Origin of the sequence: Actinomycetospora chiangmaiensis DSM 45062, assembly GCF_000379625.1 — a bacterium.
Classification (GTDB): Bacteria; Actinomycetota; Actinomycetes; order Mycobacteriales; family Pseudonocardiaceae; genus Actinomycetospora; species Actinomycetospora chiangmaiensis.
On the sequence record NZ_KB903244.1, the window covers coordinates 311,673 to 325,565 of the forward strand.

Here is a 13,893-nt window from a genome sequence, read left to right on the forward strand (position 1 = left end):
GGCCTCACAGCAGGTGGGGCGCCGCGCGGAACCGGCAGGACGGGTCCACGGGCGGGTCGGCGATCGCCGGCACCGGCACGCCCCGAACGGTGTCGTAGACGGCCGTGACCCGGTCCGCGATGACCGGCCACGACCACACGGCCCGCACCTCCTCGAGGGCGCGCCGGGCCAGCCCGGTGCGGAAGGACCCGTCGTCGAGGACCCGCGCGATCCCGGCCGCCAGGGCCGCGGGGTCCTTCGCGGGGACGAGGACGCCGTTGTCGTCGGGCCGGACGCAGTCGCGGACCCCGACGACGTCGGTGGACACCACCGGCAGGCCCGAGGCCATCGCCTCCAGGATCGTGTTGGAGAAGCCCTCGGCGTAGGTGGGGCTGACGAAGACGTCGCCGCGGCCGTAGACCTCGTGGGCCCGCTCGTAGGGCGTGTAGCCGAGCTGCTCGACGTGGTCGTCGAGCCCGAGCTCGGTGACCCGGTCGGCGACCAGCCCGGTGTCCGGGCCGATCCCGGAGACCACGAGGCGGACCCGGCGGCCGGCGTCGAGCAGGGTCCGGTGGGCCTCGAGGAGGTCGAGCACGCCCTTCCGGGCGTCGACGCGCCCGTGGTAGAGCAGCGTCGCCGGCTCCCGGAGCGCCCCGGGCTCGTGGGCGGGGGTGAACCGGGCGGTGTCGGTGGCGCCGGAGACGATCGTCCAGCGCGCGGGGTCCACGTCGTGCCGGGCCGACACCTCGGCGGCGAACGACGGTGAGCCGATCACCAGCGCGGGCGCGTGCGTGAACACGGCGCGCACGAGGTCCCGGTGGGTGGTGCAGCAGGTCCCGACCCAGTGCCCGTCCCCGCCCTGCACGCTCACCACCGCGGGCAGCCCGAGGTCGTGCGCGGCCCGGAGCGCCGCGAGGCCGGTGGGGTAGGCGTACTGGGCGTGCAGCACGTCGATCGGCCGCCGCGCGTGGAGCCGGGCGATCGTCGCGTGCATCGTCGCGACGTCGGCCTCGAAGTCGGCGGGACGGCCGGCCGCGACCTCCTGCTCGCCGTGGGCCTCCAGCGCGACGACCTCGACGCCGTCGGGGACCCGCTCGGGCGGGGGCGGCCCGCCGCCGTAGACCGCGCGGCCCGCGGGGTCGCCCCGGTACTGCGAGATCATCGTGACGTCGTGGCCCGCCCGCACGAGGTGGCGCAGCAGGTTCTCCGCGTAGGCGCTCATGCCGGACACGGCGGGCCAGTAGCGGCGCGAGACGAAACAGATCCTCATCGGGCGTCCTCCAGGGCGCGCAGCGTCGCGATGGCCTCCGGCACGAGCCGGTCGGCGCGGTGGGAGTCGCGGGACAGCTCGAGGCTGACGAGACCGCGGTGGTCGATCGCGTGCAGCGCGCCGACGACCGCGCCCAGGTCCATGTCCCCCTCGCCCGGGGCCCGGTGGTCGTGCACGCCGCGGGGCATGTCCTCGACGGCGACGGCCCCGAGGTGCGGCGCGAACGCGCGGACCGCGGCCGCCGGGTCCCACCGCCCGGAGACGATGCAGTGGCCGGTGTCGAGCGCGAGCGTGATCCCCGGGACCTCGACCTGGAGCGCCGACCAGTCGTCGAGGTCGTCCACGAGCATGCCGGGCTCCGGCTCGACGGCGACCGTCACGCCGCGGGCACGGGCGTACTCGGCGACCGCCGTGGCCCCGAGGACGAGCCGGGTCCACGCGTCGTCGCGGTCGAGGCCCGGCGCGAGGACGCCCGCCCAGAAGGACACGGCCTCGCTGCCGAGGTCGGCGGCCACGTCGACGCACAACCGGAGGAACGCCACCCGGCGGGCCCGGTCCGCGGCGTCCGCGCTGACCAGCGTCGGGTGGTGCTTGCGGCGCGGGTCGAGCAGGAACCGCGCGCCGGTCTCGACGACGCTGCCCAGTCCGAGCCCGCGGAGCCGTTCGGCGAGCGCCGCGGTCCGGCGCGCCAGTTCGGGGGCGAACGGGTCGTGGTGGGCGACGTCGAGGGTGAGCGCCACCCCCGCGTACCCGTGGTCGGCGAGCAGCTCCAGGGCGTCGTCGAGGCGGTGGGAGGAGAGCCCGTTCGTGTTGTAGGCCCAGCGGATGCTGACTCGACGGTCCGGCTCCGCTCCGGTGCGTGTCATCGGAGCTCGACCTCCTCGCCCGCCGCCGCCCGGGCGACGGCGTGCCGGGTCGGCTCGCGGTAGAGGGGGTAGAGGTCGCCGACCACCCGGTCGACGCGGTCGCGGTCCAGCCACGCGCGGTCGTCGCCGCGCTCGTCGCCGAGCCGCGCCGCCTCGTCGTCGGGGAGGACCACGGGCAGCGCGCCGGCGTGCGGCGGGTCGCCGAGCCCGACGAGGCCGAAGGCGGGGTCGTGCGGGTCGGCGGCGCGGTCGAGCAGCCGGTCCACCCCGCGGCGCCCGATCCGGCCGTAGGACATGGTCTCGACCTCGAGGCCCGGGACGATCACCTTGGCGGCGCACCCGCGGTCGGTCCCGGTCGGGCTCCGCCGCGCTCCGTCTCCCCCGCTTTCTCCCCCGCCGTCGGCCAGGACGGCCAGCACGTCGAACCCGGCCATCCGCTCCATGAGGTCGTGCAGCAGCGCGACCGGCCCGCCGACGTCCGTGGTCGGCAGCTCGTCGAAGCGCACCCGCGTGTGCTCCGCGAGCACCGGTTCCAGCAGGTCGCGGAGCTCGTCGGCACTCCGCGCCGTCCAGTCCTGCATCGTCGTGAACGCACGGGTCTCCTGCGGCGGGACCGGTGTGGCGAGCTCGCGGTCCCAGTAGTCCGCCGGCGCGAGCGGGCGCACGGTCGCGAGGTCGGCGTGGGCGAAGGTCTTGCGCACGCGGGCGGAGCAGAACTCGAGCAGGGCCTTCTGCAGGGCGACCTCGCGGTCGGGGTGGGCGGCCTCGCCGCAGGCCGTCAGGGCGATGGGATGCGGGGCGTCGCCGGCCACGTCGTGACCCACGACGTGGAGGTCGGTGACGCCGAAGGCCGTCGAGGCCAGCTTCGGCACGACCCGGATGCCGACCCGGCGCAGGTGCGCGAGCAGCGCGCGGGTGTCGGGGTCGCGGACCTGCTCGTCGTCGGGCCCGAGGTCCAGGACGGTGCCGCGGTCCAGGGCGCGGAAGGCCGTGGCGTTCCCGTCGCGCTGCAGCAGCTCGCCGAGGGCGTGGGCCAGCGCCCGCTCGACGGTGTCGCCGGCGCCGCAGCCGTTGGTGATGACGGTGGTGAGCCGCTCGGCCGGGTCCTGCCAGGGCAGGTCGACGGGGTAGGCCGCGGCGAACTCGGCCGGCACGAGCACGGTGTCGCCGGTCCGCACGCGGGTGGCGGGCAGCCACCAGCGCGGCGCGTCGGGGTCGAACGCGGTGCCCGCGGGCAGCGTCAGCCGGACGGGGTCGACGACGCCGTCGTCGCCGAGGCGGGCCCGCAGCGCCGAGTAGGAGTCCCGGGTCCGTTCCAGACCGCGCAGGTGCACCGCGAGCAGCATCTCCTCGGCCAGCTCGGCACGGGCCGCGACCCGGGCGCGGTCGGGGGCGAGGCCGTAGCCGAACGAGCCGGAGCGCGGCCACGTGCCGGTCGGGTCGGCGAAGTCGGCGGCGACGACGTGGACGCCGGTGCGGTCGGCGGCCCGGAGGTCGAACTCGTCGGTGTCGCCCGGCGGGAGCGCGTCGGTGTAGGCCCGGGCGACCGCGTCGAGGTCGCTCACGCGAGCTCCGCCAACGGGATCGGCCCGGCGACCGGCTGCGCGGACAGCAGCCGGTCGTAGAGGGCGAGCACGTGCGCGGTGGTGACGCCCTCGACGAACTCGAACGGCGTGGCGACGGCGTCGAAGTCGAGGTTCCCGATGACCTCGTACGCGTCGCGGATCTCCTGGTGGGACAGCGGGATCTGCGCGTGGAAGGCCTTGTGGGCGGACAGGCCGGTGGCGCGGCCCGCGTCGTCGAGGGCGGCCTTGAGCATGTCGCCGCAGAAGAGGACCCGGCGCTGCTCGTCGTGGAGCACCATGTGGCCGTCGAAGTGCCCGCCGGTGCGGTGCGCGACGAGGCCGGGCGCGAACTCGTGGCGGTCGTCGAGCGGCCAGGTCACCCGGAACGCCTTGGTCCACTCCAGGTCCCGCACCCCGACCGCCACGACCGGTGGGTCCAGCTCGTCCTGCAGCTGGAACAGCGCGCCGTAGCCGTGGACGTGGCTCGCCGCGAGGGACACCAGGCCGCCCCGGCGGCGGATCTCGGCGAGCCCGTCGTCGGGATAGAAGCCGGCGCCCTCCCAGCCGACGAGGCCGACGTCGGTCTCGATGACCCAACCGCACGTGCCGAGCCCCACCTGCGGCTCGCACCAGAACCCCGTGATCCCGGGGCGCACCTCGGTCCAGCGGGCCTCGCGGCCGCGGGCGATCTCGTCGAGCGGCCGGAAGTCCCACCCGTCGTCGGGCAGGGCGTTGCGGACGTCGGTGCACACCGGGCAGAGCGGCGGCGCCGCGAACCAGCGCTGCCAGTGGCCGCAGTTCGTGCAGGTCCAGGGGCTCAGGGGCACGGTGCCTCCTCGGTGAGGGCGTCCAGGAGCAGTTCGTGGAGGGCGAGGTCCCGGGCGAGCGGGTAGGGCCAGCACGTCTCGCCGCGCACGGCGGCGCCGAACGCGGCGATCTGGCGCTCGAACGGACCGTCGGGATCGAAGGCGACCGCCTCGGCCGCACCGGTCGTGGCGTCGAGGAAGGTGAGCGTGCCGCCCGCGACCTGCCCGAGCGTGTTCTCCGCGACGAGCTGCCCGCGGGTACCGACGAGCTCGAGCCGGCGGCGGGGCAGGGCGTCGGGCAGGGCGAAGCTGACGTGGGCGTCGAACAACGTGCCCGAGGCGGTGGCGCCGACGAGCACGGCGCCGTCGTCGGCGGCCGGGTCGGCGTAGGCGTGCACCCGGCGGCGCGGGACGGCGGTGAGCGTGACGACGTCCTCGCCGAGCAGCGTGCCCGCGAGGTCCAGGCCGTGCGGGGCGAGGTCGATCGCCGCGCCGCCGCCCGCGAGCGCGGTGTCGACGCGCCAGTTCGCGCCCGCGGCGCCGCTCGGCGGGGTCCAGGTGGGCGGCAGCCAGCAGCCGTAGACGATCCGCACGGCGGTGACCGTGCCGAGGCGTCCGGCGGCGACGAGGTCGGCGATCATCCGGTGCGCCGGGTGGAAGCGCTGGTCGAACGCGGTGGCCACGAGCCCGTCCCCCGCCGCGGCGACCATCGCGCGGGCGTCGGCCACGGTGTGGGCCATCGGCTTCTCGCACAGCACCGGGACGCCCGCGGCCGCGACCGCCCGGACCACGGGCAGGTGCGCGTGGTTGGGCGTCGCGACGTAGACCGCGTCGGGCTCCGCCGCCAGCAGCACGTCGAGGTCGTCGGTGGCCGTGATGTCGTCGGGAACGCCGTCGGGCAGGCCGTCGAGCGCGGCCGGGTCGCGGTCGCACACGGCGACGACGTGGGCGCGCGGATCGGCGGCGATGGCGGGGAGCACGTGGTCGCGGGCCACCCAGCCCAGCCCGACCACGCCCCAGCCGGTGCTCACCACCGTCCCGGGAGGTCGACGAGGACCCGGCGGCGCACGGCCTCGTCGTGGTCGAGGTCGTGGTCGAGCTCGGGCAGCCGCTCCGGCAGGTAGGCCGCCGCCCGCTCGCCGTACTCGGCGCCCCACCGCGCGTTCGGCCACTCCCGCGCACCGTCGCGGTAGAGCGGGTTGGGGTGCAGCCGCGCACCCGGCGCGGGGCGCAGCAGGCTCTCCTGCGGGGGCGCCGCAGCCCGGTCCAGCGCCAGCGCCACGGCCTCGGTCCCGTCGAGGTCCTTCCCGACGGCGGGTCCCGCGGGTCGGGCGGCCAGCGCGGCGGCGGTGAGTTCCTCCTCGGCGTAGGTCGCGGCGCCGGGCAGCATCGCGGCCCACTCCTCGGGGCGGCGCGGGTGTCCGGCGGCGCCGAGCGGGTGGTCGGCGTTGTGGCAGTGCGCGGCCAGCACGGCGCCGCGGGGACCCGCGAGGTCCGCCGCGCGGCGCAGCACGTCGGCCGGATCGTCGAGGAAGTACAGGGTGTCGTGGCAGGAGACCCAGGCGTCACCGTCGTCCGTCACCGGCCAGGACGACCGGAGGTCGGCGCACACCAGCCGCACGGCCGCGTCCGTCGGGAGCACGAACCGGCGGGCCAACCAGAGCTTCGCGAACACGATGTCGATCCCGGTGACACCCGCGCACTCCCCCGGCTCCGCGACGAGGCGCCGCAGCAGGTGGCCCGCGCCGCATGCGAGGTCGACGACGGGTCGGCCCGCGGGCGGGTGCGTGGCCACCAGCGCGGTGACGGCGAGGCCCGACGGGTCGTGGTCGCGGTGCAGGAAGTAGTCGCCGACCCGGCCGAGCCCGAGCGCGGCGGCGGCGTCCCGCAGCGTCGTCCCGGGGTCGGCGGCCGCCGCGTAGGCCGCGGCGAGCTCGTCCGCGGGCGGAGGCGGCTGGTCCCACCAGTCGTCGTTGTCGGCGAGCAGCACTGCGGCGGCATCGGCGACCCGCCCGTCGTCGAGCGCGGCGAGCGCGCGCTCCACCACCTCCTCGCGGCCGGTCCGCAGGTAGGGGATGCCGTCGAGCACGGGCCAGCGGCGCGCACCGTCGGCGAGGTCGGACAGCGAGTGCGGCGTGTCCGGCGCGAGCGGTCGGCGGGACACGGGGTCGAGGAGCCCGGAGCGAGCGGAGCGACGGGGGTCGGTGGGAGTCACGGCAGCAACCCGGCCTCGGCGAGGACGGCGTCGTGGTAGGCCGAGACCGGCGAGGCGTGGACGAGCTCGAGGTCGACCAGGGCGTCCTTCGCCGTGAACCCGGCGGCGCGGGCGTGGTGGTGGACCTGCAGCACCCGGTCGAGCACGTCGGCGGCGTGGAAGGCGCGCCCGAGCGGGGTGTCGGCGTCGGCGCGGGCCGTCAGCAGCGTCCGGAGCCGGTCCGCGAGTGCCGCCGGCAGCGTGGCGAGCTCGCGCTCGGTCAGCCGCTCGATCACGGGCTCGAGGTGGTCGGAGAGCAGGATCTCCCCGGCGAACCCGGCGTCGGGCAGGGCGACGTTGTGCAGGTGGTGGCCGAGCCCGAGCAGGAAGGCCTCGCCGGGGTCGGCGTCCTGGCCCGGGGCGAGCAGCGCGCCGGAGACGGCGACCGCCCAGCAGTGCTCGCCGTGGTCCTCCGGCGGTTCGACGATCAGCCGGGGGCGGCCCGGGGCGGTCGCGCCGGCGCGGGGCTGGTCGACCAGGGTGTGCGCGAGGGCCGGGGCGTGGGTGAGGTCGTCGACGGGGTCCGGCGCGGCGACCAGCCGGGCCCGGAGGTCGGGCGGGAGGGCGGCCCCGACCTCGTCGATCGCGCGGGTGCGCACCGCGCGGGCCTCCTCGGCGGTGAGACCCGCCGCCCGGAGCACGGGGCCGTCGAGCCCGGCGAGGCGCGCCCCCGCGACCGCCGCGGCGCACTCGGCCTCGGCCACCGTCGTGAGGTCCTCCCCCGCGACGAGGGCCGACCACGCGCGCAGGAACGCGTGGTCGGCGAGGGACCCGGCCCGACCGGCCACGTGGACGCGCTTGAGATCGCCGATCTCGCGCAGGAGCCCGACGAGCGGGCCGGGTCCGGTCACCGGTCGAGCCACGCGCGCAGCACCTGCTCCTGGCGGTGGAGCGCGTGCTCGGGCTCGGAGCCGTCGCGGGTGATGGGCTGCTTGAAGAAGTAGCCGAGCTGCTCCTGCGCGCCGCCCTCGCCCCGGCGCGCGGCCTCGTCGACGAGCCGCGCGAGCTCGAGCACCAGCGGCGCGGCCAGGATCGAGTCCCGGCACAGGAAGTCGACCTTGACCTGCATCCGCTGCCCGAGGAAGCCGGTCAGGTCGATGTTGTCCCAGGCCTCCTTCTGGTCGCCGCGCGGTCGGTAGTAGTCGATGCGCACGACGTGGTCCTCGACCTCGTAGCCGAGGCACTGGTCGAGCACGGTGCCCTTGGTCTGCAGCTTGCTCGACAGCGAGTCGGCGTCCTCGAGGATCTGGCCGTCGCGGTTGCCGAGGATGTTGGTGGAGTACCAGCCGTCGACGTGCAGCGACCGCGACCGGAAGGCCGGGGCGAGGACCGTCTTCATCATCGTCTGGCCGGTCTTGCCGTCCTTGCCCGCGACCGGCACGCCCCGCTGCAGCGCGAGCTCCAGCAGGGCGGGGATGTCGGCGGACGCGCTCGGCGTGAAGTTCACGTACGGCGAGTCCGAGGTGATCGCCGCGTAGGCGTAGACCATGCTCGGGCTGATCACCGGGTCGTCCGCGTCGATGGCCGCCTCGAACGCCTCCGGCGTCTGCAGCGACGGCAGGGTCAGGTCCGGCCACCGCTCGGTCGACGCGAGGTTCACGACGACGACGCGGTCGAGTCCCTGGGCCGCGCGGAACCGCTCGATGTCGCCGCGGACGTGGTCCACGCGCCCGCGCAGCGAGGAGATCGGGATGACGTTCGCGCCGATCGCGTTGCGGCAGTAGTCCGGGTCGGCGACCGCGGGCCAGGGCGCCACGGCCGCGAGGCCGGCCCCCGCCGCCTCCACCACGCGCGGTTCGAGCACCCCGTGCAGGTGCGCGGCCTTCGCGAGGTCGTCGCCGTCGAGGTCCCAGCCGCCGAAGGTCAGCGAGGTGTAGGGCACCAGCGACGTCACGTCCGCGAACGGGAGCCCCTCGAACCCGCACGCGCCGACCTTCAGCAGCTCGACGCCGGCGATGGCCGTGGTGGCGACCGCACCCCCGACCCCGACGACGGCGACCCCCACCTTGCGCTGTTCGTCCGACACCCGAGTCCTCCTCGTCGCAGGCGCGGGCCGGCGGATCGCCCGCGGCCCGACGGAAGGTGCTCCCCGACCGCTCGGGGCCCGCAAACGGCGGTTCTCGGCGGACGTGGCGTCGGTGACGAGCGCGCGTGCGCCGGCCGCTCGGCCGGGTAGCCGCGCGGGAGCTGAACGGGACCGGCGTCAGTGACCGCCCGCGACGGCGACGGTCCGGCTCGCCAGCGCCCGGCTCAACGCCGGGGCGAGTGGCCCGCCCTCGACGACCACGTCGTCCACCCCGAGCCACGCCGCCATGTCGCGCAGGGCGACGGCCAGCTCCGCCGCCACCCGCGCCTCGTCGGCACCCCGCTCGACGCACTCCGGCTCGGCGAATGCGGCCGGCACCCGCAGCACCCCGGCCGCCCGGTCGGTCTTGAGGTCGACCCGGCCGACCAGCTGCCCGTCGAGCAGGAACGGGAAGACGTAGTAGCCGTGGGTGCGCTGCTCGGCGGGCGTGTAGATGCCGATCCGGTAGGTGAAGCCGAACAGGCGCTCCGTCCGGGGCCGGAACCAGATCATCGGGTCGAACGGCGCGAGCAGCGCCCCGCCCGTGACCCGGCGCGGCACCCGGGTGCCGGGCAACCGGTAGGCGGGCGCGCCCCACCCGGCGACCTCCACCTCCTCCAGCTCCCCCTCGTCGACCAGCTCGGTGACGGCGACCCGGCTCTCGGCGGGCGGCAGCCGGTAGTGGTCCCGCAGGTCGGGCTCCGTCGCCACCCCGTGCGCGGCCGCGGCCCGGAGCGTCAGCTGCCGCATCGACTCGGCCCGGTCGGGGTGCTGTGCGAACACCTCGGGCGGGATGACGTCCTCGCTCACCGCGTAGGCCCGGCGGAAGCCGCGCCGCGTCCCCGTCGTCAGGACCCCCGTGGCGAAGAGGTGCTCGCAGGCGACCTTGACGTCCGAGCGGTGCCACCAGCCGCCGTGTGCGCGGGCCCGGCGTTCCCCGCCGTCCCCGAGCACCGCCTCGACCTCGCGCGCCTCCAGCGGGCCGTGCGTGGCCACCGCGTCGTGCACGGCGTCGAGGATGTCCGGCCGGTGGTCCAGCGCGTTGCCGAGCCACCGGCTGGTGCGCGCGGTGTTGTCCCGCATCCGCCAGCGCAGCAGCGGCCAGTCCTCCACCGGGACGAGGCTCGCCTCGTGGGCCCAGAACTCGACGAACGCCCGCCGGCGGTGGTCGGCCGCCGTCCGCGGCCAGGCGAGCGCGTCGAGGACGTCCCGGTCGTAGCTCCCGAGCCGGGCGAACACCGGCGCGTAGTGCGCCCGCACGGCGACGTTCACGGAGTCGAGCTGGAGCAGCCCGAGGTGGCGTACGAGGCGCGTCAGCCCGCCGCGGTTCGGCGGGACCGGCCGCGGCGGCGCATCGAGGCCCTGCGCGCCGAGCGCCGCGCGCCGCGCCGCGTCCGCCCCCATCCGCTCCGGTGATCCCACACCCGCGATCCTGCCAGCCACCCCCGACAACCACCGGAATGGAGCCGCCCGCACCGGCGTTGACCTGGGAGAACGTCTGAGGAGGACCCATGGTCGGAGATCGCGTCGAGATCGTCGTGGACGCCGGTGGCACCACGCGTAGCTGGGACGTCGAGGCCACCCGCGCGGGCCGTCGGGTGGAGATCGCGCACGGGCGCGGTGTCGTCGAGGTGAGCGAGGTGACCCGCGGCGGCACCCCGGTGCGCACCGCGCGGTTCATGTCCTCGCGGGTGCTCGCGCTCGTCGAGCACCCGGCCTCGGCGGTGCGGCTCGCCGACGACGAGCCGCCCGCGCTGCCCCTGCCGCGCCCGGCCTAGGTGTCGAGCAAGGTCAGGACACCTCGGTGAGCGTCCCCGCGTCGACGTCGTAGACGAACCCGCGCACCGCGTCGGTGTGCAGCAGGAACGGGCAGGACCGCACGGCCGCGAGCGAGTCGCGGAGGTCCTGCTCGGTGTCGGAGAACGCGCCCGGCGCCCATGACGGCTTCTGCCCGCTGGCGCTCTCCAGTTCGCCGACGAACTCGTCGTCGTCGAAGGTCGCCATGCCGCACCTGGTGTGGTGGACGAGGACGACCTCGGTCGTCTGCAGCTTGCGCTGGCTGATCGTCAGCGAGCGCAGCACGTCGTCGGTGACCACGCCGCCCGCGTTGCGGATGACGTGCGCCTCCCCCGGGCCGAGCCCGAGGGCGCGGTAGACGTCGAGGCGGGCGTCCATGCAGGCGACCACGGCGACGTGCCGCGACGGCGGCCCGGGCTGCCCCCCGTCGCCGAAGCCCGCGGCGAACGACTCGTTGGCGGCCAGCATCTCGTCGGTGACGGACACGGTGTCTCCCTGTCTCTCGGCGGTATGCGTCGTTCGTGATCATTCCGGACGGCGGGTGCGGTCGCCGTCGCGAGGTGACCCGCGTCCTAGTGTCTCGGTATGGCGATCGCGCACGTCCGCCCGGCGACCCCCGACGACGCCGCCGCCGTCACCGCGGTGCAGCGCGAGGTGTGGACGACGGCCTGGGCCGCGTTCCTGCCCGCCGGTCTCACCGAGGGGTTCGACGACGCCGCCGTCACCGCCGCCTGGGAACGCTCCGTCGACGGGCTGCTCGTGGCCACCGAGGGCGACGCGGTCGCGGGGTTCGTCCTGGCCGGCCCGGCGTCCGCCGACGACCTCGCCGACGCGGTGGGCACCGTCCCCGACGACGCCGGGTCGGTCGGCCTGGTCGCGACGCTGCTGGTCTCGCCCCGCTGGGGCCGGCGGGGCCACGGCGGTCGGCTGCTCGTGACGGCGGCCGAGGCCCTGCGCGCCGCGGGCGCGACCCGGGGTATCACCTGGGTCCCGGAGCGGGACGCCGCCTCGCGGGCCTTCTACGCCCGCGCCGGGTGGGAGCCCGACGGGACCGTGCGCACCCTCGACGCCGGCGGTCGCCCGCTGCGCGAGGTCCGCCTCGGTGGTCCGCTCGACCTGCAGTTCGCGGTGCAGCCCACAGCGGCCGACCTGGGTCTGCCGCTGCTCTGAGGTGGACGAACGGGTCGTTCGTCCGCGCTGTCGGCACCAACGACCCGTTCGTCAGGTTCGCGGGGGTCAGTCGAGGTCGAGCACCGACTCCAGGCCGATCGTCAGGCCCGGGCGGGACACGACCGAGCGCACGGCCAGCAGCACGCCCGGCATGAACGAGGCGCGGTCGAACGAGTCGTGCCGGATCGTCAGGGTCTCGCCCTCCGAACCGAGCAGGACCTCCTGGTGCGCGACCAGTCCGGCCATCCGCACCGCGTGCACGTGCACCCCGTCGACGGTGGCGCCGCGGGCGTGGTCGGGGTCGTGCGTCGTGGCGTCCGGTCCGGGGCCGACGCCGGCCGCCGCACGGGCCTCGCCGATCATCTGCGCCGTCCGGGTCGCGGTGCCCGACGGGGCGTCGGCCTTGTTCGGGTGGTGCAGCTCGAGGATCTCGACCGAGTCGTAGAACCGGGCCGCCTGCGCCGCGAAGCGCATCATCAGCACGGCGCCGATCCCGAAGTTCGGCACCACCATGACGCCGAGCCCGGGGGCGTCGTCGAGCCGCCCGCGCAGGTCGTCGAGCACGTCGGTCGTGAGGCCGCTGGTGCCGACGACGCCGTGGATGCCGTGCGCGACGAGCCAGCGCACGTTGTCGGCCACCGCCGACGGGTGCGTGAAGTCCACCGCGACCCGGGCGCCCGCGTCGGCGAGCGCCGAGATCGGGTCGCCGTCGTCGACCGTGGCCACGAGCTCGAGGTCGTCCGCCTCCCCGACGACGCGGCACACCTCGGACCCCATGCGACCGCGGGCTCCCAGCACACCGACGCGCAGCGTCATTCGCCCACCTCACGCACCTCGTCGGGAAGATCCTCGACGTCAGCGTAGGGCCCGACGACGGCGGCGGTCACCGGCGTGGTGAACAGGTCGCGCGCCACGGCGGAGACGTCGTCGACGGTCACCGCCTGCACCCGCGCGAGGGCGTCGCCGAGGTCGAGCGGGGCCGCCGGGCCGTCGAGCTCACGGCGACCCAACCAGCTCATCCGCGACGGGGTGTCCTCCAGCCCGAGCACGTACTCGCCGCGCAGCTGGCCGCGTGCCCGGGTGAGCTCGGCCTCGGTGATGCCGTCCCGGGCGAGGTCGGCGAGCTGGGTGCGGAGCACCCCGGCCGCCGTCCCGAGCCGTTCGGGGGCGCAGCCGACGTAGACGTTGAGCACGCCGAGGTCGGAGTAGCCGGTGGCCGAGGAGTACACCGAGTACGCCAGCCCGCGACGTTCCCGGACCTCCTGGAACAGCCGCGAGCTCGTCCCGCCGCCGAGCACGGTCGAGAGGACCAGCTGGGCCTCCCACCGCGGGTCGCCGCGGCGCACCGACGGCACGCCGAGCATGAGGTGGGCCTGCTCGGTGTCGTCCTCGCGCACCGACAGGCGGTCCGCCGGGACCCCCACGACGGCGGGGGCGTCCGGCCGGGCGGCCGCCGCGGCGGCGCTCCCGGTGAGCCGGGACCCGAACGCGGCCGCGACCGCCTCGAGCACCTCGGCGTGCGTCACGTTGCCCGCCACGGCGAGGACCGACCGCGACGGCACGTAGTGCGCGCCGTGGAAGCGGGCGAGGACGTCGCGGGTCATGTCGCCGACCGACTCCTCGGACCCCACCACCGGGCCACCCAGCGGGTGGTCGCCCAGGAGCAGGTCGTCGAAGTCGTCGGCGAGCAGGTCCTCGGGGTCGTCGTCGCGGCCCGCGATCTCCGACAGCACGACGTCGCGCTCGAGCTCGACGTCGGCGGCGTCCATGACGCCGTTCAGCACGACGTCGCACACCACGTCGACCGCGAGCGCGAGGTCCGAGTCGAGCACGTGCGCGTAGAAGCACGTGTGCTCCTTGGAGGTGAACGCGTTGAGGTCGCCCCCGACGGCGTCGATCTCCTCCGCGATCTCCCGCGCGGTGCGCCGCGGCGTCCCCTTGAACAGCAGGTGCTCGAGGAAGTGCGCGGCGCCGCGCGCGGCCGGGTCGAACCCCGGCTCGTCGCGCGAGCCGACGTCGACCCACAGGCCGACGGCGGCGGACCGGGCCCCGGCGACGTGCTCGGTCACCACCCGCAGGCCCCCGGGCAGCACGGTGCGTGCCACGCCGGGACCCGGGTGC

The 13,893-nt window shown here is 76.1% G+C and carries 14 protein-coding genes; 2 read left to right on the forward strand and 12 right to left on the reverse strand.

Annotated elements, in window-relative coordinates; translation table 11 throughout:
* Positions 1–4 precede the first annotated feature (4 nt).
* From A3CO_RS0123340 to A3CO_RS0123380, 9 genes are all read right to left on the reverse strand, one after another.
* Positions 5–1,249 carry a glycosyltransferase family 4 protein gene (locus A3CO_RS0123340; RefSeq protein ID WP_018334673.1) on the reverse strand — a complete coding sequence of 415 codons (1,245 nt, stop codon included), beginning with the start codon at positions 1,247–1,249 and terminating at the stop codon, positions 5–7.
* Positions 1,246–2,115 (reverse strand): sugar phosphate isomerase/epimerase family protein, encoded by an 870-nt coding sequence (locus A3CO_RS0123345; RefSeq protein WP_018334674.1) that lies wholly within the window; start codon positions 2,113–2,115, stop codon positions 1,246–1,248. Before A3CO_RS0123345 ends, A3CO_RS0123340 begins: the two co-directional genes overlap by 4 nt.
* Positions 2,112–3,680: a YcaO-like family protein gene (locus A3CO_RS33990; protein ID WP_018334675.1), complete on the reverse strand. Its 1,569-nt coding sequence runs from the start codon at positions 3,678–3,680 to the stop codon at positions 2,112–2,114. Before A3CO_RS33990 ends, A3CO_RS0123345 begins: the two co-directional genes overlap by 4 nt.
* Entirely contained in the window at positions 3,677–4,507 is an 831-nt protein-coding gene (locus tag A3CO_RS0123355; protein ID WP_018334676.1) for an MBL fold metallo-hydrolase, read from the reverse strand. The genes A3CO_RS33990 and A3CO_RS0123355 overlap by 4 nt, the downstream gene beginning before the upstream one ends.
* The gene (locus A3CO_RS0123360) at positions 4,498–5,517 is read right to left on the reverse strand and encodes a Gfo/Idh/MocA family protein (RefSeq protein ID WP_211214534.1); all 1,020 of its coding nucleotides are present in this window, start codon (positions 5,515–5,517) and stop codon (positions 4,498–4,500) included. The genes A3CO_RS0123355 and A3CO_RS0123360 overlap by 10 nt, the downstream gene beginning before the upstream one ends.
* Positions 5,514–6,650, reverse strand: a complete 1,137-nt coding sequence (locus A3CO_RS0123365) for a class I SAM-dependent methyltransferase (RefSeq protein ID WP_211214535.1) — start codon at positions 6,648–6,650, stop codon at positions 5,514–5,516. Before A3CO_RS0123365 ends, A3CO_RS0123360 begins: the two co-directional genes overlap by 4 nt.
* A gap of 47 nt (positions 6,651–6,697) precedes the next feature.
* Positions 6,698–7,603, reverse strand: a complete 906-nt coding sequence (locus A3CO_RS0123370) for an HD domain-containing protein (RefSeq protein ID WP_157647807.1) — start codon at positions 7,601–7,603, stop codon at positions 6,698–6,700.
* Complete coding sequence (locus tag A3CO_RS0123375; protein ID WP_018334680.1) at positions 7,588–8,766, reverse strand: inositol-3-phosphate synthase; 1,179 nt, start codon at positions 8,764–8,766, stop codon at positions 7,588–7,590. The genes A3CO_RS0123370 and A3CO_RS0123375 overlap by 16 nt, the downstream gene beginning before the upstream one ends.
* A gap of 177 nt (positions 8,767–8,943) precedes the next feature.
* Positions 8,944–10,209: a winged helix-turn-helix domain-containing protein gene (locus A3CO_RS0123380; RefSeq protein ID WP_018334681.1), complete on the reverse strand. Its 1,266-nt coding sequence runs from the start codon at positions 10,207–10,209 to the stop codon at positions 8,944–8,946.
* Between the two features lie 107 nt (positions 10,210–10,316).
* Here A3CO_RS0123380 and A3CO_RS0123385 point away from each other — a divergent pair, with 107 nt between their 5' ends.
* Positions 10,317–10,583 carry a hypothetical protein gene (locus A3CO_RS0123385; protein WP_018334682.1) on the forward strand — a complete coding sequence of 89 codons (267 nt, stop codon included), beginning with the start codon at positions 10,317–10,319 and terminating at the stop codon, positions 10,581–10,583.
* A gap of 13 nt (positions 10,584–10,596) precedes the next feature.
* Here A3CO_RS0123385 and A3CO_RS0123390 read toward each other — a convergent pair whose 3' ends face one another.
* On the reverse strand, positions 10,597–11,088 hold the full coding sequence (locus A3CO_RS0123390; protein WP_018334683.1) for a beta-class carbonic anhydrase: 492 nt from the start codon (positions 11,086–11,088) through the stop codon (positions 10,597–10,599).
* A gap of 99 nt (positions 11,089–11,187) precedes the next feature.
* Between A3CO_RS0123390 and A3CO_RS0123395 the strand changes: the two genes are divergently transcribed.
* Entirely contained in the window at positions 11,188–11,772 is a 585-nt protein-coding gene (locus A3CO_RS0123395) for a GNAT family N-acetyltransferase (RefSeq protein WP_018334684.1), read from the forward strand.
* A 66-nt stretch (positions 11,773–11,838) separates the two neighbouring features.
* Here the strand turns inward: A3CO_RS0123395 and dapB are convergent, their stop codons facing one another.
* Together dapB and A3CO_RS0123405 are read right to left on the reverse strand one after the other, a co-directional pair.
* Complete coding sequence (gene dapB / locus A3CO_RS0123400) at positions 11,839–12,588, reverse strand: 4-hydroxy-tetrahydrodipicolinate reductase (RefSeq protein WP_018334685.1); 750 nt, start codon at positions 12,586–12,588, stop codon at positions 11,839–11,841.
* A complete protein-coding gene (locus A3CO_RS0123405) occupies positions 12,585–13,877 on the reverse strand; it encodes a M16 family metallopeptidase (protein ID WP_018334686.1) in 1,293 nt (430 codons plus the stop codon). The genes dapB and A3CO_RS0123405 overlap by 4 nt, the downstream gene beginning before the upstream one ends.
* Positions 13,878–13,893: the final 16 nt, after the last annotated feature.

What these genes read in the sequence shown, in the direction of transcription:
- A3CO_RS0123385 (WP_018334682.1), top strand. Translation starts at nt 10,317, where the DNA reads ATGGTCGGAGATCGCGTCGAGATCGTCGTGGACGCCGGTGGCACCACG.
- A3CO_RS0123340 (WP_018334673.1), bottom strand. Translation starts at nt 1,249, where the DNA reads ATGAGGATCTGTTTCGTCTCGCGCCGCTACTGGCCCGCCGTGTCCGGC.
- A3CO_RS0123395 (WP_018334684.1), top strand. Translation starts at nt 11,188, where the DNA reads ATGGCGATCGCGCACGTCCGCCCGGCGACCCCCGACGACGCCGCCGCC.
- A3CO_RS0123345 (WP_018334674.1), bottom strand. Translation starts at nt 2,115, where the DNA reads ATGACACGCACCGGAGCGGAGCCGGACCGTCGAGTCAGCATCCGCTGG.
- dapB (WP_018334685.1), bottom strand. Translation starts at nt 12,588, where the DNA reads ATGACGCTGCGCGTCGGTGTGCTGGGAGCCCGCGGTCGCATGGGGTCC.
- A3CO_RS0123380 (WP_018334681.1), bottom strand. Translation starts at nt 10,209, where the DNA reads ATGGGGGCGGACGCGGCGCGGCGCGCGGCGCTCGGCGCGCAGGGCCTC.